This is a genomic window from Methyloversatilis sp., from assembly GCF_030696805.1.
GTDB lineage: Bacteria > Pseudomonadota > Gammaproteobacteria > Burkholderiales > Rhodocyclaceae > Methyloversatilis.
Map to the genome: position 1 here is coordinate 163,650 of NZ_JAUYRO010000012.1, position 20,980 is coordinate 184,629.

The 20,980-nt window shown below is 66.0% G+C and carries 20 protein-coding genes; 13 read left to right on the forward strand and 7 right to left on the reverse strand.

Annotation, left to right across the window (positions count from 1 at the left end; all coding sequences use genetic code 11):
* Positions 1 to 205: 205 nt before the first annotated feature.
* The 3 genes from ubiB to Q8R75_RS01760 all read left to right on the forward strand — a co-directional run bounded on the left by ubiB (position 206) and on the right by Q8R75_RS01760 (position 4,066).
* The gene (gene ubiB, locus Q8R75_RS01750) at positions 206 to 1,729 is read left to right on the forward strand and encodes a ubiquinone biosynthesis regulatory protein kinase UbiB (RefSeq protein WP_305626768.1); all 1,524 of its coding nucleotides are present in this window, start codon (positions 206 to 208) and stop codon (positions 1,727 to 1,729) included.
* Positions 1,730 to 1,865: 136 nt separating this feature from the next.
* Positions 1,866 to 2,462 carry a hypothetical protein gene (locus Q8R75_RS01755; protein WP_305614311.1) on the forward strand — a complete coding sequence of 199 codons (597 nt, stop codon included), beginning with the start codon at positions 1,866 to 1,868 and terminating at the stop codon, positions 2,460 to 2,462.
* A 101-nt stretch (positions 2,463 to 2,563) separates the two neighbouring features.
* The gene (locus tag Q8R75_RS01760) at positions 2,564 to 4,066 is read left to right on the forward strand and encodes a sodium:solute symporter family protein (RefSeq protein WP_305626770.1); all 1,503 of its coding nucleotides are present in this window, start codon (positions 2,564 to 2,566) and stop codon (positions 4,064 to 4,066) included.
* Between the two features lie 3 nt (positions 4,067 to 4,069).
* Here Q8R75_RS01760 and Q8R75_RS01765 read toward each other — a convergent pair whose 3' ends face one another.
* From Q8R75_RS01765 to Q8R75_RS01780, 4 genes are read right to left on the reverse strand one after another with little or no spacing between them, the layout of a single operon-like run.
* Complete coding sequence (locus Q8R75_RS01765) at positions 4,070 to 5,077, reverse strand: hypothetical protein (protein ID WP_305614320.1); 1,008 nt, start codon at positions 5,075 to 5,077, stop codon at positions 4,070 to 4,072.
* On the reverse strand, positions 5,052 to 6,491 hold the full coding sequence (gene amt / locus Q8R75_RS01770) for an ammonium transporter (protein ID WP_305626771.1): 1,440 nt from the start codon (positions 6,489 to 6,491) through the stop codon (positions 5,052 to 5,054). The genes Q8R75_RS01765 and amt overlap by 26 nt, the downstream gene beginning before the upstream one ends.
* A gap of 13 nt (positions 6,492 to 6,504) precedes the next feature.
* Positions 6,505 to 6,843 carry a P-II family nitrogen regulator gene (gene glnK / locus Q8R75_RS01775; RefSeq protein ID WP_069038722.1) on the reverse strand — a complete coding sequence of 113 codons (339 nt, stop codon included), beginning with the start codon at positions 6,841 to 6,843 and terminating at the stop codon, positions 6,505 to 6,507.
* A 38-nt stretch (positions 6,844 to 6,881) separates the two neighbouring features.
* Positions 6,882 to 7,679 carry a TorF family putative porin gene (locus tag Q8R75_RS01780; RefSeq protein ID WP_305626773.1) on the reverse strand — a complete coding sequence of 266 codons (798 nt, stop codon included), beginning with the start codon at positions 7,677 to 7,679 and terminating at the stop codon, positions 6,882 to 6,884.
* Positions 7,680 to 8,044: 365 nt separating this feature from the next.
* Here Q8R75_RS01780 and Q8R75_RS01785 point away from each other — a divergent pair, with 365 nt between their 5' ends.
* From Q8R75_RS01785 to Q8R75_RS01805, 5 genes are all read left to right on the forward strand, one after another.
* On the forward strand, positions 8,045 to 8,293 hold the full coding sequence (locus Q8R75_RS01785; protein ID WP_257079007.1) for an accessory factor UbiK family protein: 249 nt from the start codon (positions 8,045 to 8,047) through the stop codon (positions 8,291 to 8,293).
* Between the two features lie 90 nt (positions 8,294 to 8,383).
* Entirely contained in the window at positions 8,384 to 8,968 is a 585-nt protein-coding gene (locus Q8R75_RS01790) for a YceI family protein (RefSeq protein ID WP_305626775.1), read from the forward strand.
* Positions 8,969 to 9,005: 37 nt separating this feature from the next.
* Positions 9,006 to 9,578 (forward strand): YceI family protein, encoded by a 573-nt coding sequence (locus Q8R75_RS01795; RefSeq protein ID WP_305626777.1) that lies wholly within the window; start codon positions 9,006 to 9,008, stop codon positions 9,576 to 9,578.
* Between the two features lie 40 nt (positions 9,579 to 9,618).
* On the forward strand, positions 9,619 to 10,122 hold the full coding sequence (locus Q8R75_RS01800) for a M48 family metallopeptidase (protein ID WP_305626779.1): 504 nt from the start codon (positions 9,619 to 9,621) through the stop codon (positions 10,120 to 10,122).
* Between the two features lie 5 nt (positions 10,123 to 10,127).
* Positions 10,128 to 11,030: a patatin-like phospholipase family protein gene (locus Q8R75_RS01805; protein ID WP_305626781.1), complete on the forward strand. Its 903-nt coding sequence runs from the start codon at positions 10,128 to 10,130 to the stop codon at positions 11,028 to 11,030.
* On the opposite strand, the gene dbpA is transcribed toward Q8R75_RS01805, so the two are convergent.
* Positions 11,031 to 12,473 (reverse strand): ATP-dependent RNA helicase DbpA, encoded by a 1,443-nt coding sequence (gene dbpA / locus Q8R75_RS01810; protein ID WP_305626782.1) that lies wholly within the window; start codon positions 12,471 to 12,473, stop codon positions 11,031 to 11,033.
* A gap of 105 nt (positions 12,474 to 12,578) precedes the next feature.
* Between dbpA and Q8R75_RS01815 the strand changes: the two genes are divergently transcribed.
* The 5 genes from Q8R75_RS01815 (at position 12,579) to Q8R75_RS01835 (ending at position 18,986) form a co-directional block, all read left to right on the forward strand.
* On the forward strand, positions 12,579 to 13,493 hold the full coding sequence (locus Q8R75_RS01815) for an asparaginase (protein WP_305612318.1): 915 nt from the start codon (positions 12,579 to 12,581) through the stop codon (positions 13,491 to 13,493).
* A gap of 157 nt (positions 13,494 to 13,650) precedes the next feature.
* Positions 13,651 to 15,207: an EAL domain-containing protein gene (locus Q8R75_RS01820; protein ID WP_305612320.1), complete on the forward strand. Its 1,557-nt coding sequence runs from the start codon at positions 13,651 to 13,653 to the stop codon at positions 15,205 to 15,207.
* A 30-nt stretch (positions 15,208 to 15,237) separates the two neighbouring features.
* Positions 15,238 to 15,924 (forward strand): ABC transporter ATP-binding protein, encoded by a 687-nt coding sequence (locus tag Q8R75_RS01825; RefSeq protein ID WP_305612321.1) that lies wholly within the window; start codon positions 15,238 to 15,240, stop codon positions 15,922 to 15,924.
* Positions 15,917 to 18,391, forward strand: coding sequence for an FtsX-like permease family protein (locus Q8R75_RS01830; protein WP_305612326.1), 2,475 nt, complete (start codon positions 15,917 to 15,919; stop codon positions 18,389 to 18,391). The genes Q8R75_RS01825 and Q8R75_RS01830 overlap by 8 nt, the downstream gene beginning before the upstream one ends.
* 97 nt (positions 18,392 to 18,488) lie before the next feature.
* Positions 18,489 to 18,986, forward strand: coding sequence for a CIA30 family protein (locus tag Q8R75_RS01835; protein WP_305612328.1), 498 nt, complete (start codon positions 18,489 to 18,491; stop codon positions 18,984 to 18,986).
* A gap of 9 nt (positions 18,987 to 18,995) precedes the next feature.
* On the opposite strand, the gene Q8R75_RS01840 is transcribed toward Q8R75_RS01835, so the two are convergent.
* Both Q8R75_RS01840 and msbA read right to left on the reverse strand, forming a co-directional pair.
* The gene (locus Q8R75_RS01840; protein WP_257078996.1) at positions 18,996 to 19,127 is read right to left on the reverse strand and encodes a hypothetical protein; all 132 of its coding nucleotides are present in this window, start codon (positions 19,125 to 19,127) and stop codon (positions 18,996 to 18,998) included.
* 98 nt (positions 19,128 to 19,225) lie between these two features.
* Positions 19,226 to 20,974, reverse strand: a complete 1,749-nt coding sequence (gene msbA, locus Q8R75_RS01845) for a lipid A export permease/ATP-binding protein MsbA (protein WP_305663489.1) — start codon at positions 20,972 to 20,974, stop codon at positions 19,226 to 19,228.
* Between the last annotated feature and the right edge of the window lie 6 nt (positions 20,975 to 20,980).

The window sequence follows — 20,980 nt, forward strand, 5'->3', positions numbered from 1 at the left end:
AACGGAAGCGCGATGCGCAAGTGCATTTGGAGACCGCGAAGTATAGCGCGAGCCTGCAGACAGCCCGGAAAGCCGCTTCCGGCGTGGCGGTGCTTCTTGTACAGTGCGCGCTCCGCACGCCGCTGTCGAGTCCCCGCAACATGAGGTTTCAAGCCCCCACACCGTCCGTCCCTGCCCCGCTCCGTGCGGTCGAGGGCTGAGCCGCATGCGCTGGCTGCGACTGCTCAAGATCCTCACGGTGAGCCTGCGGTTCGGGCTTGACCAGATGCTGCTCGACGCCGGCAGCAAGCTTCGCTTTGCCAGTCTTCTGCGCGTTACCCGGATGGGGCGGCGCTTCAGCGACCCGCGCGCCGTCAGGCTGCGCGAGGCGCTGGAGGCGCTGGGCCCGATTTTCGTCAAGTTCGGCCAGATGCTGTCTACGCGGCGCGACCTGCTGCCGCCGGACATTGCCGACGAACTGGCCAAGCTGCAGGACCGCGTGCCGCCGTTCCCGTCGGAACAGGCGATCGCCCGCCTCGAAGCCTTCTACGGCAAGCCGCTCGATCAGGTGTTCCGCAGCTTCGAAAGCCGGCCGGTGGCGTCCGCATCGGTGGCGCAGGTGCATTTTGCGGTGCTGCCGAATGGCGAGGACGTGGCGGTCAAGGTGCTGCGCCCCGGCATCGAACACATCATCGCCAACGACATCCTGCTGATGGAAACCGCCGCCGGCCTGCTGGAACGGGTGTGGTCGGAAGGGCGCCGTCTGAAGGCGCGCGAGGTGGTGGCCGAGTTTTCCAAGCATCTGGGCGACGAACTCGACCTCATGCGCGAGGCGTCGAACTGTTCTCAGCTGCGCCGCAACTTCCGCGATTCGCCGCTGCTCGCCGTACCCGAGGTGTACTGGGACTTCTGCGGCCCGACCGCCATGGTGATGGAGCGCATGTATGGCCTGCCGATTTCGCACACCGACGCGCTGCGCGCCCAGGGAGTCGATATGGCGGCGCTGTCGTGCGCCGGCGTCGAAATCTTCTTCACCCAGGTGTTCCGCGACGGCTTCTTCCACGCCGACATGCACCCGGGCAACATTTTTGTCGCGCCCGACGGCCAGTACATTGCGCTTGACTTCGGCATCATGGGTACGCTGACCGATGTGGACAAGAACTATCTGGCGCAGAACTTTCTCGCGTTCTTCCAGCGTGACTACAAGCGGGTGGCACAGGCGCACGTCGATGCCGGATGGGTGCCACGCGGCACGCGCGTGGATGAGTTCGAGGCGTCGATCCGCGCCGTGTGCGAACCGATCTTCGACAAGCCGCTGAAGGAAATCGAGTTCGGCCGCACGCTGCTGCGGCTGTTCCAGGTGTCGCGCCGGTTCAACGTCGAAATCCAGCCTCAGCTGGTGCTGCTGCAGAAAACGCTACTCAACATCGAAGGCCTCGGTCGTCAGCTCGACCCGGAACTCGATCTGTGGAAAACCGCCAAGCCCTTTCTGGAACGCTGGATGAGCGAACAGGTTGGCTGGCGCGCGCTGCGCCGCAAGCTGCTCGACGAGGCACCGGCCTGGGCGATGATGATGCCGGAACTGCCCCGGCTGGCGCACAAGGTGTTGAGCCAGTCCGCCGCGCAGGACGTGCGGCAGGAGGCGGTCGATCTCGAACAGCGCAGCCGCCGGCAGCTGCGCTGGATACAGTTCCTGTGCCTGCTGGTCGCTTTGCTGATCGGCTTCGAGGTGTGGCACGCCTACGCCTGAGCGTCGCTCGGGATTCCTTCCCTAAAGATGTCGCCACGAAAGTCGTTAGCCCCTGTTCATACCGGGAGATGCCAACGATGAGAACGACCACGGTAGCGGCGACAGGATTTGTATGGGGCAGAGCGGGGGGAGGAACATGATTCCTCCACACATGAAGGCATTCGGCGAACTGGCCGGCTCGATGAGCCGCTCGGTGCATGGCGCCGCGTCCACCCTCACGCAGATCGTGTCCGAGCAGGTAGGCATGTCGGTTTCGCATGTCGAGATCGCCGACCGCACCCGTCTCGATCTGTGTCTGGCCAGCCTCGACAGTTGCCTGTGCGGCGTGGCTCAGCGCATGCGCACCACCGAGGGCTGCAGCGCCGAAGCCATGCTGGTGCTGCCGCAGCTCGGCGGCCTGGCGCTGGTGAGGCGCATGCTCGGTCTGCCGGGTGACATTGCCGAACCGGGCGAACTGGAACAGGACGCACTCGCAGAGGTCGGCAACATCGTCATCGACGCCTGCTCGGGCGTGCTGGCCGGCGCACTGGGCTGGCACATCGAGGCGGCCCAGCCGCGCGTCACGCTGTCGGTACCCGATCGCCTGTTCGGCGTGGATGAATCCGTACGCAGTGCGCTGGTGACCCATCTGCGCATGCATCTGTCGGGTCTGCGCGTCGATGGTCTGGTGGTGCTGGAAATGACCGCCCTCGCCGGTCTGCCCATGTTGCCGCCGCGGCGCCTTGACGCCTGAACGAAAACCCCGCAGATCCAGTGCCCGCAAGGCTTACGCGCCGTTATCATTGAGCCTGCGCGGTGCTGTGCCGCGCCCTGAAATGTTGCTCCGGGGCATGCATGCTGATCTGGTTCGTAGTGCTCTATCTGATGGTGTCGGTCGGCATCGGTCTGTATGCCGCGACACGGGTCCATAACGCCAGGGATTTCGCCGTGGCCGGCCGCAGCCTTCCGCTGCCGGTGGTGACCGCCACGGTGTTCGCCACCTGGTTCGGCGCCGAGGCGGTATTCGGCGTGTCGGCACAGTTCGTCACTGAAGGCCTTGGCGGCGTGGTCGCCGATCCGTTCGGTGCTTCGATGTGCCTGATCATCGCCGGCATCTTCTATTCGACCAAGCTGTACAAGCTGAACATCATGACCGTCGGCGATTACTATCGCCTGCGTTACAACCGCACGGTCGAAGTCATCACGTCGCTGTGCATCGTGGTGTCGTATCTGGGCTGGGTGGCGGCCCAGATCAAGGCCATGGGCCTCATCTTCTTCATGGTGACCGACGGCGCGGTCAGTCAGGAAACCGGCATGGTGCTCGGTGCCCTCATCGTGCTGACCTACACCACATTCGGCGGCATGTTCTCGGTGGCCATCCTGGATTTCGTGCAGATGGCGGTGTCGATGGGCGGTCTGCTCTACATCGCCTACGTCATCAGCGGCCTGACCGGGGGTGTAGCGCCAGTGATCGACCACGCGTCGGCGGCCGGCAAGCTCGACTTCTTTCCGCCGGCCGACCCGTGGCTGTGGATCACCTTCCTCGGTGCCTGGCTGACCATGATGCTGGGTTCCGTTCCACAGCAGGACGTGTTCCAGCGCATCACGTCGGCGAAGAGCGCAAAGGTCGCAATCAGCGGCTCGGTGCTCGGTGCATCGATCTACTTCTGCTTCTGCTTCGTGCCGATGTTCATCGCCTACTCGGCGACACTGATCGACCCCGCTACCTTCAACGCGCTGATCGAGGAGGATTCGCAGCGCGTGCTGCCGACGCTGGTCATGCAGCACACACCGCTGATCGCGCAGATCCTCTTTTTTGGTGCGGTGCTGTCGGCCATCATGAGCTGCTCGTCAGCCACACTTCTGGCGCCCTCGGTCACCTTTGCCGAAAACATCGTCAAGGGCTTCTATCCGCGCATGGGCGATCGACAGCTGCTGTTTGTCATGCGCGGCGCCATCGTCGGCTTCGCCGGCATCGTGCTGGTGGTGGCGCTGAATTCCGAAGCGGGCATTTTCGAAATGGTCGAGAACGCCTACAAGGTGACGTTGGCGGGCGCCTTCGTGCCGCTGTTCTTCGGGGCGTTCTGGAAGCGCGCGACAACCCAGGGCGCGCTGGCCGCGATCATCGGCGGTCTGGGGTCATGGTTGCTGGTCGAGATATTGGTCGGCGAGGCCAGTGCGGTGCCGGCACAACTGATCGGTCTTGTCGTCAGTGCCACCGGAATGATCGTCGGCTCGCTGCTGCCGCAGTGGGTGGGCCATCGTCTGCCGCATGAGCCGGATCACGCGGCGTTGCATCACCATGCCGCCGCTGGTACGCATCATGCCGCCACCGGTCGTACGCCGCCGCCGCGCTGATCTCTAGTGCGGTGGCTGCGGCTGAGAGCTGGCCTTGGCGGCTGCTTCGGCTTCGCGCTGCACGCGTTGTGCTTCCTTCCGGCGCACCCGTTCGTCGATCTTGTCGGCGTGGCGCTGCTGGTCCGCCGCGCGCTCGGCGGCGCGGGCGTCTTCGCGTTGCCGCCCGGCGGCCCGTTCGGCCTCTTTCCGGGCGCTTTCCTGCGCTTTCAGCCGTGCGCGCGCTTCGGTCTCGGCATCCTTCTGTGCGCGCTCCCGGGCTTCCTGCTCGCGCTGTTGCGTCTGCGCCTGCTCGGTTTCACGCGTCTTCACGCTCATTTCGATCGACTTGAGCCGGCGTTCATCGGCTGTCCGCTGCTTCTCCGCGCGTCGCGCCTGAGCGGATCGCGTGCGCAAGTCACGTTCGATGTCGCGCGCTTCCAACTCCAGTTTGCGCACTTCGGTGACGCGCAGACGCAGGGTTTCGTCCGCTTCTTCGATGCAGGACGACACCAGCGTGCGCTGCCAGCAGAGCGCGTCTGCGGCGGCCCGATCGGCATCGGCCTTGCGCCGCAGTTCGCTTGCCTGAACCTTCAGATCGCTGGCGCGCTGGCGGAGGCGGTCTCGCTCCTCGGCCGGGAAGGCATCGGCCTCCACTGAGGGGGTGTCGGTGGCAGCAGCGGCGCCGGCCGCAGCCAGACCGCTTGTCGTCAGGGCAATCAGTCCCGCCAGCAGGTGGGCGGCAAAAGTGTTCACGAGCATCCTCATCCTTGAACGTCGACGCCGGACGGCGCCGCGCGGTCCATCCGCCGCGATGCTAACCCGGCGGACGGATGTTGGACATGCAAACGCCTTCAACGCATCGGACAGGCGAACGATGGACAGGACATGTTGCGGCCCGGTCAGGTGCACTGCCCGCTTCATCGCACCAGCGGTCTGCAAAGGGGTGAAAAAAAAACGGGCACCCGAAGGTGCCCGAACTTTGCAGAGGAGAGAGTGGGTGTGCAGCTCAGATCCGGTAGGCGGTTTCGCCATGCGCAGTCACGTCCAGGCCTTCGCGTTCTTCGTCTTCCGGCACACGCAGGCCGATGAAGATATCGACCAGCTTGAAGGCGATGAAGGACACGACGGCCGACCAGATGATCGTGATCACGACGCTCATCACCTGGACGGTGACCTGCGAGCCGATCGAGAAATCGTCCGCACCGGTTCCGCCCAGCGACGGGGCCGTGAAAACGCCGGTCAGGATTGCACCGACGATGCCGCCGACACCATGGACGCCGAACACGTCGAGCGAATCATCCGCGCCGAGCATGTGCTTGAGACCATTGACGCCCCACAGGCAGATCACGCCTGCCAGCAGGCCGATGACCAGTGCGCCGATCGGACCGACGGTACCGCAGGCCGGAGTGATGGCCACCAGACCGGCGATCGAACCCGACGCAGCACCCAGCATCGACGGCTTGCCCTTGAACACGGCCTCCGCAGCCACCCACGCCACGATGCCTGCAGCAGCGGCAACCATGGTGTTGAGTGCGGCGAGCACCGTACCGGCGTTCGCTTCGAGGTTGGAGCCGGCGTTGAAACCGAACCAGCCCACCCACAGCATCGACGCGCCGACCATCGTCAGCACCAGCGAATGCGGCGCCATCGATTCCTTGCCGTAGCCGATGCGCTTGCCGACCATGTAGGCACCCACCAGACCGGCCACGCCGGCATTGATGTGCACCACCGTGCCGCCCGCGAAGTCCAGCGCACCGTGACCCAGCAGGTAACCGCCGGCGCCCCACACCATGTGAGCGATGGGGATGTACGAGAAGGTGAACCACAGCACGCTGAACAGCAGTACCGCGGAGAACTTCACCCGCTCGGCGAACGATCCGACGATCAGCGCGGCGGTGATGCCGGCGAACGTCAGCTGGAACACGACGAACAGGTATTCCGGAATCTTCACGTCGGCACTGAACGTGTCGGACAGGGAATCAACCGTCACACCGCTGAGGAACATCTTGTCCAGCGAGCCGATGAATGGCGTCGCTTCGGTGAAGGCCAGGCTGTAGCCGTAGACGATCCACAGGATGCCGATCAGCGAGAACACGACCATGACCTGCATCAGCACCGACAGCATGTTCTTGGCGCGCACCATGCCGCCGTAGAACAGTGCCAGGCCGGGCAGGGCCATGAACAGCACGATGATGGTGGCAACCAGCATCCAGGCGATGTCGCCCTTGTGCACCTCTGCCTTCACTTCTTCAGCGGGGGCTGCCTCGGCTGCTGCGTCAGCCGGTGCAGCTTCCGCCGCCATCGGTGCTTCCATTGTCGCGTCAGCCGGAGCGGCAGCTGCTTCTTCGGTAACGACAGCCGGAGCTGCCGGGGGATCTTCAGCCATGACAGGCGCAGCCAGGCCGATAGCCAGGGTCGCGCACAGGATGCCCAGGAAACGTTTCATCTTGTGTTCTCCCTTAAAGCGCATCGACGCCGGTTTCACCGGTGCGGATGCGGACGACCTGTTCCAGATCGAAAACGAAAATCTTGCCGTCACCGATCTTGCCGGTACTGGCAGACTTTTCTATGGCTTCGACCACGCTGTCGACCAGCTCGTCGCTGACTGCAGCCTCGATCTTCACCTTGGGCAGGAAATCGACGACATACTCGGCACCCCGATACAGCTCGGTGTGACCTTTCTGGCGGCCGAATCCCTTCACCTCGGTAACGGTGATGCCCTGCACGCCGATGGCCGAGAGGGCCTCGCGTACTTCGTCAAGCTTGAACGGCTTGATGATGGCTGTGACTAGTTTCATGACATTCCCCTGGCAGATACCGTGAAGCGTTGTTTGGATCAGAACGTCTTGGTCAGGAACACTACATACTGGTCGTCACCCAGATACTTGCCCTTGAGGTTCGTGTAGAAGGCCTGTTCCGTACTGTTCATGCTGGTATCGGTGTAGAAGGCGCCGACCGTGAAACCTTGCGGAAGGGCGTACGACAGGCCGATCTTCCAGTCTTCGTACGAAGCGATGTCATCGTTCTTCACGCCCGCGTTGGAACCGCTGAAGTCCTGGATGCCGTAGTGCAGATTCAGTGTCAGTGCTTCGGTGATCGGGTAGTTTGCGGACAGGTCCAGGTACCAGGTGCCCGACGAGTTGTTCACGCCGAAGGTGTCGCCCAGGCTGTACGAGTATTTGGCGCTCAGGAAACTCCAGCTGACAGCGGCGTAGGCTTCCAGCGTGTCGGCCTTGGTGATGCCGGGGTTGCGGTCGCCCGGGTAGATGTACTGCAGCAGGCCGACGTCGTAGCCGATGCCGCTTTCGCCGAAGGCGCCGCGATAGCCGCCATAGACGTCGATTTCCACGCTGGAGCTGGAGTACGCCGGGTCAACGCCTGCCGGAGCGTCCTTGAGCCACGAAATGTTCGACGCCCAGGTGCCGACGTAGAAGCCGCTCTCGTGCGAGTAGTCGAAACCGCCCTGCAATGCCGGGTCTTCGTTGGTCTGGCTGATGCCGCGGAACACGTACTGACTGAACAGACCAACGTTGCCGGTGAAGGTATGCGGGCTGGCGGGTTCTTCGGCCTGAGCGGTGAAGGCCGGCACGGCCAGTGCGCTGGCGAGGGCAGCGGCGATCAAAGTCTTTTGCATTGGGTTCACTCCTTGAAATAGGGAAACTGCTCGGCTTGTCTTGCATGGACCGTGCCAGACGTTCTTACGCCTTGTTTTTCAATGGTTTGATGCAGTACGGCGACTATCCAGGGCGGTCCGAAGGGATCCCCCGCCCCAAATGCACGCACTGCATTATCGCTCTGCACCAATACGGTGCATTCCCGGGCGCATGGTGCTGCTTTGTGCACAATCGGTGCCTCGCCTGCCACCCGGGCAATCATTTGTCGTGAATTCCGTCACGCCGGGATCGCGCGTTCGGCTGCGCGACGGCACAATGCGGGGCTTCGCGGTCGGCGAAGACCGGATGTAGTGCGTTGTACCGACCATAGCCTGGAGAGAAACCTATGCTGAATCCGAAGATGCTCGAAGAACTGTCGTCGCGCTTTTCCGAACTGCTCGCCGCCAGCCCGGCCAGGGATCTGGAGAAAAACGCCAAGGCGATGGCAAGTGCCATGTTTTCGCGCCTTGACCTGGTGACGCGCGAGGAATTCGATGTGCAGAAGGATGTGCTCGCCCGCACCCGGGCACAGCTCGAGGGGCTCGAAGCGCGGGTGTCCGAGCTGGAAAAACAGCTCGCCGCGCGTGCCGGCTGAGCTCCTGGCCGCGCGGCGGTCTCGCCTCACGGCGGAATTTTTTGGCTCCGGTGACATCACACCGGTGTCTTTCACAGTCTGGAGCAGTCGATGAAGCAGGGAATTTCGCCGCTTGCGCGCCGCGTGCTGACGCTGGGCGCGGGGCTTGCGTTACTGTCGTCCGCGGTGCAGGCGGCAGGCAGCTATTCGCGAGTGTTGCCGGAAAAGAGTTCGCTGGCTTTCGTGTCGCAGCAGATGGGCGTATCGGTCGACGGCCGGTTCACCCGCTTTTCGGCCACGCTGGACTTCGACCTTGCGAAGCCGGAAGCCGGTAGCGCCACGCTCGACATCGAACTGGCGTCGATCGATGCCGGCGGGCCGGAAGCGAACGACGAGGTCAAGGGCAAGAACTGGTTCAACGTGAAGGAGCACCCGACGGCGCGCTTCGTGTCCAGTTCGGTCAAGCCGCTCGGCAACAACCGTTACGAGGTGCGCGGCCAGATGAGCATCAAGGGCAAGACGCGCGAGGTCGCTGCGCCCTTCACGCTGAAGCCTGACGGCACCGGTGCGCTGCTGGAAGGCAGCTTCCCGATCAAGCGCCTTGAATTCGGTGTCGGCACCGGCGCCTGGGGCGATACCTCGGTCGTTGCCGACGAGGTGGAGATCCGTTTCAAGCTGGCCGTTGCAGGCAAGTAAGCCGCCGTCCTCCCTTCAACACAATTCTGGAAACCACATGAAATTCACTCCCGCTCTGTTCGGCCTTCTGATGGGCGCTTCGCTGACTACCGGTGCGATGGCGGCCGACAGCTACACCATCGATTCGCGTCACACCTTTCCGACCTTCGAAATCAACCACCTCGGGTTTTCGACCCAGCGCGGCCGCTTCAACAGCACCAGCGGCAAGATCATGCTGGTGCCGTCGCAGAACAGCGGCAGCATCGAGGTGAAGATCGATACCGCCTCGATCGACATGGGGCTCGAAGCGTGGGACAAGCACATGCGCGGCGAGGACTTCTTCAATTCCGAGCAGTTTCCGGTCATGACCTTCAAATCCACGAAGCTCATGTTCGATGGCGACAAGCTGGTGGGTGCCGAAGGCGACCTGACGCTGCTCGGGGTGACCAGGCCGGTCACGCTGGACGTCAAGGGCTTTGCGTGCGGCACGCATCCGATCAACAAGAAGCCACTGTGCGGCGCCGACATTTCGACCACGATCAAGCGCTCCGACTTCGGCATGACCAAATACGTGCCGGGCATCAGCGACATCGTCTACATCGAAATTCCGGTCGAGGCTTTCCGCGACTGAGCGCAGCGGTCGGAGAGCGGGCCGGATCCGACCGGACTGAATGGACACGCTGAAGTATCTGGCCGGCTATCCGGCGCACATCCAGGATCAGGTGCGTGCGCTGATCGAGCAGGGCCGCCTTGCCGAAACACTGAAGGCACGCTACCCCGACTCGCACGCGGTGCGCAGCGACGGCGCACTGTACGATTACGTGCTCGCATTGAAGCAGCGCCACTTGCGCAACGGGGCACCGATCAACAAGGTGATGTACGACAGCAGCCTCGGTCTGGTCGCCCGGGCGCTCGGCACGCACACCACGGTGTCGCGCGTGCAGGGTGGCAAGCTGAAGGCCAAGCACGAAATACGGGTCGCCACATTGTTCCGCGACGCGCCACCGGAATTCCTGAAAATGATTGTCGTGCACGAACTGGCCCACCTGAAGTCGCGCGAGCACGACAAGGCGTTCTACCAGTTGTGTACACATATGGAACCGCAGTATCACCAGTACGAATTCGATCTACGGCTGCACCTGACCCAGCTCGACCTGTGCGGCGGGCCCGCCTGAATCCGATGAGCAAGCGACCTACCGTATCGCTGGTGCTCGGTTCCGGCGGCGCGCGCGGGCTGGCACACATCGGTGTCATCCGCGAGCTGGAATCGCGCGGCTACGACATCCGCGCCATTTCGGGCTCGTCGATGGGCGCGCTGGTCGGTGGCATCCATGCGCTGGGCGGACTTGGCGCCTACGAAAAGTGGGTGACCGCGCTGGGTCAGTCAGACATGCTCCGACTGCTCGACCTCACGTTGTCCGGCGGCGGCCTGATCCGCGGCGAGGTGCTCATCCAGCGCCTGCGCGAGCTGGTCGGCGAATGCAATATCGAAGACCTGCCGCTCGACTACACGGCGGTCGCCGTCGACATCGAACGCGGGCGCGAGGTGTGGCTGTCGGATGGCTCGCTGTTCGAAGCCATCCGTGCGTCGATGGCCGTGCCATCAGTGTTCACGCCACACGCCTACCGCGGCCGCCTGCTGGTCGACGGCGGCCTGCTCAATCCGGTGCCGGTGGGGCCGACCCTGCGCACGCTGACCGATCTGACGGTGATCGTCGATCTGAATGGCGAAGCCGTCATGCCGCCGCCTCTGCACGCCGACGCGGATCCCGGCCCGCTGGCGCGGCTGCGCAGCTACCTGCCCGGTGGCATCGGCAATGGCGCGGTGAAGGTCGCCGAATCAGGGCTGGCCATGTCGGATGTGCTGATGCGTTCGCTGGAAACCATGCAGGCCGCCCTGACGCGTCGCAACCTGGCGGTGTTCTGGCCCGATGTGGTGATCAGCGTGCCGAAGAACACCTGCCGGTTTCATGAATTTCATCTGGCGTCGCCGCTGATCGAGTACGGCCGCCGTCTTGCCATCGACGCGCTGGACCGGCTGGAGGCGTCGCCCGGCGCGCGCGGCGGGCCGCCGTCGCCCTGATCAGTCGCTGCCGAGCCGCTTCACCTTCACGTCGCGCCCCTTCACCCGCCCGCCGTCGAGCCGGCGCACCACCTCGTCGGCAATGTTGCGTTCCACCGCGACATAGGTCAGGTAGTCGGTCACGTCGATCCGGCCCACCTGCTCGCGGGTGAAGCCGGCTTCGCCGGTCAGCGCGCCCAGCACGTCGCCCGGCCGCATCTTTTCCTTGCGCCCGCCGAGAATCTGCAAGGTGGCCATCGGCGGCACCAGCGGTGCATGACCGGCCGGTTCCAGTTCCGCCACCGGCTGCCATTCGAGCGCCACGCCCTGCGCCTTTTCGATGCGCAGCGCCCGGCCCATCTCGTTTCGGCTGACCAGGCTGAGTGCCCAGCCCTCGGCGTCACCGCGCCCGGTGCGTCCGATGCGATGCACGTGCACCTCCGGGTCGGGTGTCACGTCGACGTTGATCACCGCTTCGAGCTTGTCGATGTCCAGCCCGCGCGCGGCCACGTCAGTGGCCACCAGCACCGATGCGCTGCGGTGCGCGAAACGCACCAGCACCTGGTCGCGCTCGCGCTGTTCCATGTCGCCATACAGTGCCAGCGCTTCGAAACCCTGTGCGCTCAGCCGGTCCGCCAGTTCGCGGCAGCGTGCCTTGGTATTGCAGAACGCCAGCGTGCTGACCGGCCGGAAGTGGCGCAGCAGCTGCGCCACGGCGTCGAGCCGCTCGGTGTTGTCGATTTCGTAGAAGCGCTGGCGGATCTTGCCGGCCGCATGCTGCGTGGCGACCTGCACCCGTTCGGGCTCGCGCAGGAACTGCGACGCCAGCTTTTCGATGCCGGGCGGGAACGTGGCCGAGAACAGCAGGGTCTGGCGCGCGGCCGGGCACTGTTGCGCGATCCACACGATATCGTCGAAGAAGCCCATGTCGAGCATGCGGTCGGCTTCGTCGAGCACCAGCATGTTCAGGCCGCGCATATCCAGCGTGCCGCGTTCCAGGTGATCCATGATGCGGCCCGGCGTGCCGACCGCCACGTGCGCACCGTGCTCCAGACTGCCGATCTGCGGCCCCATCTTCGCTCCGCCGCACAGCGTCACCACCTTGATGTTGTCGGTGGCGCGCGCCAGACGGCGGATTTCCTTCGCCACCTGATCGGCCAGTTCGCGCGTCGGGCACAGCACCAGCGCCTGTGGGGAAAACCAGCGCGGATTGAGTTTGGCCAGCAAGGGCAACGCAAACGCCGCCGTCTTGCCACTGCCGGTCTTCGCCTGCGCGATCAGGTCGCGCCCGGCCAGCGCCAGCGGCAGTGTCGCCGCCTGCACCGGCGTCATCGCGAGGTAGCCGAGCGTGTTGAGGTTGGCGAGCGTCTCGGGCGCCAGCGGCAAGGTGTCGAAAGCGGTTTCAGTCACCGCCGGCGGTGCGAGGTCGGGGGGCGTGGATTCGGAAGCTGTGGATTCGGTCATGCGCAATTATAAGGGCCCGTGCCAGCCCGGCACGTGCATCGCCCTTGCGCCCTGGCGCGCGGCTCCACCAGAATGCGCCGACAGCATCCGACAGGCAGCGAACCGATGAAACGCATCGTCATCCTCGGCACCGGCGGCACCATCGCCGGCCAGGCGCGCAGCGCAGCCGACAGCACCGGCTATATTGCCGGCACGATCGGCGTGGCGGATCTGATCGCGGCCGTGCCGCCGCTGGCGGCGTTTGCGATCGATGCCGAGCAGGTCGCCCAGACCGACAGCAAGGACATGACTTTCGCCATCTGGCGTGCGCTGGCGCAGCGGATTGCGCATCACCTTGCGCGCGATGACGTCTCAGGCATTGTCATCACCCACGGCACGGATACGCTGGAAGAAACCGCCTTCTTCCTGCACCGCGTGCTGGCGCCGGCCAAGCCGGTCGTGCTGACCGCCGCGATGCGCCCGGCCGGCGCGCTGGCCGCCGATGGACCACAGAACCTGCTCGATGCCGTGCGCCTTGCTTGCTCGCCGCAAGCGAGCGGCGTACTGGTCTGCATGGCAGGCAGCGTTCACGCAGGCTGCGAGGTGCGCAAGGCGCATCCTTACCGAATCGACGCCTTCGATTCCGGCGATGCCGGACCGCTCGCCTACATCGAAGAGGGCGTGCTGCGCCGCCTGCGCGACTGGCCGCGAGGTGATGCGCTGGGTCTGACGCGTGTGCTGTGCGAAGACTGGCCGCGCGTCGATATCGTGCTGAACCATGCTGGTGCCGACGGCGTTCTGGTCGATGCGCTGTGCGCGCTCGGTGCGCGTGGCATCGTCGCGGCGGGCACCGGCAACGGCACCCTCGGCGCACCACTCGAGGCGGCACTGCTGCGTGCGCAGGCAGGCGGCGTCGCCGTGCTGCGCACCAGCCGAACCGCACGCGGCAGTGTCATCGACGCACCTGGCGCTATGTTGCCTGGCGCGGGCGCGCTCACGCCGGTGCAGGCGCGCGTCGAGTTGATGTTGAGGTTGATGTAACACGCGGCAGCAGCGCTGGACGTCAGTTCGCCCGTCACGACGCTTCGTGAATTTCACGCAGCCACGCAGGTGAATCGACACGATGCGCTTTACACTTCGGCATTGTGCACACAGACAACAAAGTCGCCCGAGCGACTGCTGATCGAACAACGCCCTGATGCGACGCCGCGCATTCATCACGCTGCTGACGGTCGCTGCCCTTTTTGCCGGGCTGCTGCCGCTCGCTGCAGCGCTCTATTTTTCCTGGAGCTATACGCTCAGGGTCGAAACGCTGCACCTCGATGCGCTGGCGCAGCAGGCCTTGCTCCGCGCCGAGCAGGTGTTCGACGAGGCGCAGTCCGAGCTGCATGGCCTCGACACGGTTCCGGACACCCCGTGCTCGCCAGCCCACATCGAGCGCATGCGGCAGATCGCCTATTGCACGCCGTTCGTGCGCGAGATCGCCTACACCCGTGACGGCCGCATTCAGTGCAGCAGCATGGGTCCGGGCGAGGAAAACGGCATCCGCTCGCTGCCCGCTGCCGACTGGACGGATGGCAAGGGACGCCAGATATGGTTCCGGCTGACGCATCCGCTCGACGACGCACGACCGTCTGTCGCCATCGGGCGCGGTTCGCACCTCGCGCTGATCCACGCCAGCCATTTTCAGATACGCAGCATCGCCGACACCCGGCTGGTCGTGCTGAGCATTACCGACTGGCTGCCGCTTGCCGTGGTTGACGAGCCGCTGCTGCCCAGCATGATCGATACCGCGGTGACTGGCCGCGTGCAAATCGAGGGCGACCGCCTGTACGCCGTCGCCCAGTCCGGCCAGTTGCCCATCGTGGCGGTGGCGGCGCAGTCGCGCGCCCAACTGCTCGCGGCATGGACAGAGCCGCTGGTGATGACCACGCTGTTCGGCATACTGGTGAGCACGCTGATGGTGTGGGCGGTGCGCCGGTTCACGCGCCAGTTCTTTTCGCCGGCCACGGCGCTGCTCGCGGCCATCCGGCGCGGCGAGTTGCGGGTGGCCTACCACCCGCAGATCCGCCTGTCCGACGGCCGCTGCGTCGGTGCAGAACTGCTGGTGCGCTGGCCTGATCAGAACGAGCCGGTCATGAGCACCGACGATCTGGTGCATCTGGCCGAACATTCGGGCTTCGAACACGAAATCACCGCGCACGTGCTGCGTACAGCCGTCGCAGAAATTGGCGACCTGCTGCAACGCCGCCCCGAACTGACGGTGTCGTTGAACGTGGCATCGCACGATCTGGAAAGCGGCGGTCTGAGCGAACTGCTGTCCGACGTGCTGGACGGCAACGGTATCCGGCGCAGCCAGCTCGAACTCGAGCTGACCGAACGCAACCTGATCCAGGCCGGTTCGGCCGGCCTCGTACTGGCGCAACTGCGCGAGGCGGGTCACAAGGTGCTGCTCGACGATTTCGGCACCGGCTATTCCAGTCTGTCCTACCTGCATGACCTGCCGGTCGACGCGCTCAAGATCGACCGCGCTTTCGTCGGTACCATCGGCGCCGATTCGCCGCATGCGCCGCTGGTGCCGCACATCGCCGAAATCGCCCGCGCACGCAAGCTGCAGATGGTGGCCGAAGGCGTCGAGACGGAACAGCAGGCGACCTATCTGCGGGAGCAGGGCGTGCAGATCGCGCAAGGCTTCCTGTACGCTCGGCCGATGGATGCCGCCGAATTCCGTCAGTTCCTCGCCACGCGCGCCTGAACGTACGGCGCGGCGCGCAGTCCATCCGCCGTGCTTTCCCTGACTGCCCTCTGCAAGACCCTGCCCGGGGCGCCGTCGCGCGTGCTGCTGCAGGCGCTCGACCTTGACATCGCCGCTGGCGAGCATGTGGCGGTGATCGGCGAATCCGGCTCCGGCAAATCCACGCTGCTCAACGTCGTGGCGGCACTCGATCGCCCGGATGCGGGCCGTGTGCGTTTCGACGGGGTCGAGGTGTCGGCGCTGGACGATGACGCCGCCACCGTGTGGCGGCGCACCCGGGTCGGCTTCGTGTTCCAGGCCTTCCATGTGCTGCCCTGGCTGAGCCTGCGTGACAACGTTGCGCTGCCGCTGGCGCTGGCCGGTGTGTCGCTGCGCGAGCGCCGCCGGCGGGCGCTTGCGCAGCTGGCAACGGTCGGGCTGGCGAACCGTGCCGATGACAGTCCGACGCAACTGTCCGGTGGCGAACTGCAGCGCGTGGCGATCGCGCGCGCGCTGGTGCACCAGCCACGCCTGCTGCTGGCGGACGAGCCGACCGGCAATCTGGACGCCGACAACGCCGAGCGGATCGCCGCGCTGCTGCGCGATGCCGTGAAGTCGGGCGGCGCCTGCGGCCTGCTGGTCACCCATTCGGCCACCGTCGCGGCCACCGCGGACCGCGTGCTCAGGCTGGGTCGCGACGGCCGCCTGCATCCGGCCGACGCGCACGTCGATGCTTGAGCTGCTGTGTCGCTCGGCCTGGCGCGGCGCAAGCCGGCTTGCGCTGCTGGCCATCGCGCTCGGCGTGGCGCTCGGGGTGGCGGTATCCGCCATTCACCGGGCCGCGCTCGACGAGTTCGAATCCGGCCTGCGCGCGGTGTCGGGCTCGGCCGATCTGGAAGTGGTCGCAGCGCGCGGCATGGACGAATCGGTCTATCCCTTGCTCGCCCGCCTGCCCGACGTGGCATACGCCAGCCCGCTGGTCGAGCGCGAACTTGACGTTGCGGTCGGCGCGCACACGCTGAAGCTGCGCGTCATCGGCGTCGACGCCTTTCGCGCGGCGGCGGTGCAGCCGACCTTGCTGCCGCCGGCTGGCGACATCGGACGCCTGCTTGAGCCCGGTCAGGTCTTTCTGAGCCCCGCGGCCGGTCAGGCGCTCGGGGTGCAGCCGGGGCAGACGCTGATGCTCGGGCGCGACGGCACGTCCTTCACCATCGCCGGCTGGCTGCCATCGGCCGGCAGCGGCGCCGTGCTGGCGGTGATGGATATCGGAGAGGCGCAGTGGCGGCTGGCCACCATCGGTCAGATCAGCCGTGTCGCACTGCGCCTGCGTGAAGGTGTGAATCGCGCCGACGCGACCGCGCGCATTGCGGCCGTGCTGCCGCCGGGCGTGCACTGGCAAACCCCGGCGCAGGCGCTGGAGCGGGCGGACCGGCTGTCGCGCGCCTACCGCGTCAATCTGGGTCTGCTGGCGCTGATCGCGCTGGCGGTCGGCAGCTTTCTGGTGGCAGCGACCCAGGCAGCGGCGATTGCGCGGCGCACGGCCGAAATCGCCTTTCTGCGGGCGGCCGGGCTCACCCGCGCGCAGCTGTTCCGGATGCTGATCGGCGAGGGCGCGCTGCTGGGTGCGTGCGGCGCGCTGCTGGGCATCGCGTTTGGTCACGCCCTGGCGGCGCTCGCGCTGACGCTGATCGGTGCCGATCTGGGCGCCGGACTGGTATCCGGCGTGGCGCCGGCGCTGTCATTCGATATCGCGGCCAGCGTCGGCTTCGGCCTGCTCGGCGTGGCCAGCGCGGCCGCCGGCGCCGCCTGGCCGGCGCGCGATGCGCTGATGATTGCGCCCGCGCAGGCGTTGCGGGCCGGGCATTTCGGCCCGCCGCTGCACACGCTGGGAAGCACCCGCCGCGCAGTGGCGGCACTGATCGCGCTGCTGCTGGGCGTCGCCGCTGCGTCGCTGCCACCACTGGCCGGACTGCCGCTGGGCGGCTATGCGGCGATTGCCTGCGTGCTGGTCGCTGCCGTGCTCGCCGTGCCGCCACTGGCCCGGGCGCTGGCGCGGCGCTTGCCGACGTTTTCGGCCGTACCGCTGGATCTTGCGCGGGCGCGGCTGATGGCCGAACCCGGGTTTGCATCGCGCAGCGCAGCCGGCGTGCTCGCCGCCACGGCACTGATCGTCGCGATGGCCGTCATGGTGTCGTCCTTCCGCAGCTCGGTCGATCGCTGGCTGACCGACGTGCTGCCGGCCGAGTTGTACCTGCGCGGCGATCGAGATCGACCATGGGCGGAGGACATCGAAGCGCGGCTGGCGGCAGTGCCGGGTGTCGAACGGCTGGAAGCCATCCGCCATCAGAGCCTGTTGCTGAGCGCAGACCTTCCGGCCGTCGCGCTGATCGCCCGGCCGCTGCCGGATGATGCCGGCCGCGTGCTGCCGCGCGTCGGTGGGTCGGTGGCATCGGGGGCGCTGCCTCAGGTGTGGGCGTCGGAGGCGATGGCGGATCTGTATGGCTGGGTGCCCGGCCGTGAGGTCGATCTGCCGGTCGCCGGGCAGTCGCTGCGCGTCGAGGTCGCCGGCCTGTGGCGTGACTACGCGCGCCAGCACGGCGCGGTGGTGATCGATCTGGCGCGCTATCGCGCGCTGACCGGTGACACCGCTGCCGACGATTTCGGGCTGTGGCTCGACGCAGGGTCCGATGAAGAGGACGTCGCGCGTGGGCTGCGCGATGCCAGCGGCAAGGGCGAGGCGCTGGAACTGACGTCGAGCGACGAGGTGCGACGCCTGTCGCTTGGCGTGTTCGACCGCACCTTCGCCGCGACCTATGCGCTCGAAGCGGCGTCGGCGCTCATCGGCCTCGCCGGCATCGCCGCCGCGTTTGCTGCTTCGGCCAGCGCGCGCGCGCGCGAGTTCGGGCTGCTGCGCCACCTCGGCTGCACGCGCAAGCAGATCGCCGCGCAACTCGCGGCAGAAGGGCTGCTGTCCGCGTTGCCCGGTCTGCTGCTGGGGCTGGTCGCCGGGTTCGCGATGAGTGCGCTGCTGATTGAAGTCGTGAACCGCCAGTCCTTCCACTGGAGCATGGACTGGGTGGTGCCCTGGGGCTGGCTCGCCGTCATTGTGTTCGCCATGCTGGCAGCCTCGACGCTCGCGGCGATACTGGGCGCCCGCGGTGCGCTGGGTGTGGCCGCGGTGCGTGCGGTAAAGCTGGATGACTGAGGAGACAACAGTTGTGTGAGGCGGCCGGACAACCGGGCTGGGCGACGCGTCGGGTCGCGACGATTGTCTGCCGGGCCAAGCCCCTTACAATGAAGTCATGGCGCGCAAACTATTTGATTTTGGCAAGGCCGATACAGTCAATGACTGGTCGCCGATCGATGATGGCGTGATGGGCGGCATGTCGCGCAGCCGGCTGCGGCCCGACCCCACCGGGCACGCGGTATTCGAGGGCATCGTTTCGCTGGAACGCAACGGCGGCTTCGCCTCGGTGCGCGCCCAGCCGGGCAATATCGCCGAACCGGGTGCGACCCACTACGCGCTCGTGGTGCTCGGCGACGGCAAGCGCTACAAGCTCAGCCTGCGCTGCGACGACGATTTCGATGGCCTGAGCCATCAGATCAGCTTCGAACCGCCAGCCGGTCAATGGGCGACCGTGCATCTGCCGGTGGCGGCGTTCCGCGCGACCTTCCGCGGTCGCAACGTCATGGGTGCGCCGCCGCTCGACCCGTCACGCGCGCGGCAGATCGGCCTGATGATCGCCGACCGTCAGGCGGGCACCTTCTCGCTCGGCATCCGCGCGATCCGCGCGGAATGAACGTCCTGCTCAGTGCGGCTTGATCAGCGGCTGCATCAGTTCCGACGCATTCTTCTTCGCCTGCTTGGCGGCCTTCTTTTCCTTCGGTGTCGACGCCGGCTGTTTCTTTGTCGCCTTCACGCTGTTTCGTTCCTTGCTCATGGTGTGACCTTTCGAGTGCCGCCGGCGCAGTAGGCGCATGGCTCGGCCCGATTACTATAAGCCGATGCGGCCTTGCGGCGTGAATTGACCGGTGCGGCTCAGTCGGCGCCGAGCTGCGAGTGGTAGAGGTTGGCGTACATGCCGCCAGCTGCCAGCAGCTCGCTGTGGCGGCCAATTTCGGCAATGCGGCCGCGGTCCATCACGACGATCCGGTCGGCCCGCTCGATCGTGGACAGCCGATGCGCGATGACCAGTGTGGTGCGGTTCTTCATCAGCACTTCGAGCGCAGCCTGCACCTGCCGCTCCGATTCGGTATCGAGCGCCGACGTCGCTTCGTCGAGAATCAGCACCGGTGCGTCCTTCAGCAGCGCGCGCGCGATCGACAGCCGCTGGCGCTGGCCGCCGGACAGCTTGACGCCGTTTTCGCCGATCAGTGTGTCGAAACCTTCCGGCATGGCCTGGATGAAGTCGAGCGCGTAAGCCGCGCGCGCAGCGGCTTCGATGTCGCCGCGATCAGTGTCGCGCAGCGCACCGTAGGCGATGTTGGCCGCCACGGTGTCGTTGAACAGCACCACGTCCTGGCTCACCAGCGCCATGTTGGCGCGCAGGCTGGCCAGCCGGATATTCTGGATGTCGTGACCGTCGAGCAGGATGCGCCCGCTGCCCGGCGTGTAGAAGCGCGCCAGCAGATGGGCCAGCGTGGTCTTGCCGGAGCCGGATGCGCCGACCAGGGCGACCGTTTCGCCCGGCGCGATGGTCAGATCGATGTGCTGCAGCACGCGTTCGTCGCGTCCCGGATAACCGAAGCCGAGCTGGTCGAAGTCGATGCGGCCGAGCGCGCGCTCGATCTCGACGGTCCCGGTGTCGCGCTCGGCCTGTTCGTCGATCAGCTGGAACACGCTTTCCGCCGCCGCCAGCCCGCGCTGCAGCGGCGCATTGACGTCGGTCAGTCGCTTGAGCGGCGCCAGCAGCATCAGCATGGCGGTGACGAAGCCCATGAAACTGCCGACCGTCGTGCGGTTGCTCGCCGAGTCGTGCAGCGCCACCGCGATGACGATGCCCAGCGCCATCGCGGTCAGCACCTGGGTCATCGGCGACACCAGCGACGCGGCGACGATGTTGCGCATGTTCTGCCGTCGCTGCTTGCGACAGGCCGCATCGAAACGGCCCAGTTCGTAATCCTGGCCGCCGAATATCTTGACCACCTTGTGCGCTTCGATGGTTTCTTCCAGCGTGTGCGCGATGCTGCCCATGGCGGTCTGCGCGCCGCGCGCCGATTCGCGGATGCGGCGCGAACTCAGGCGAACCACGATGGCGATCAGCGGCAGCATGCCGAGCACGATGAGCGTGAGCTTCCAGTCCAGCCACAGCAGCCAGGCGAGCAGGCCGGCCACGGTCAGTGTGTCGCGCACGAATACGGTGATGACATTGGTCGCCGCCTGCGTCACGCCCTGCACGTCGTAGGCGACCTTGGAAATGAGCGCGCCGGAATTGTGGTTGTCGAAGAAGTCGGTCGGCAGCGCCAGCAGGCGGCCGAACATCGCGCGGCGCAGGTCCAGCACCACGTTGTTGGCGGCCCAGGCAAAGGCGTAGTCGGCGATGAAGCCGAAAATGCCGCGCGCGGCGAACAGCGCGACGATGAGCACCGGATAGAACCACACGGCATCCGGGTCACTGCCGCCGAAACCGCCGTCGAGCAGCGATTTCATGATGGCCGGAAATACCGGTTCGGCCGCCGCGGTGAGCGCCATGCAAAGCAGTGCGACGGCAAAAGCCACCCAGTAGGGACGCACGTAACCGAGCAGGCGCACATAGATCGCGCGGCTGGAAACCTGGACTGAAGTCATGGCGGG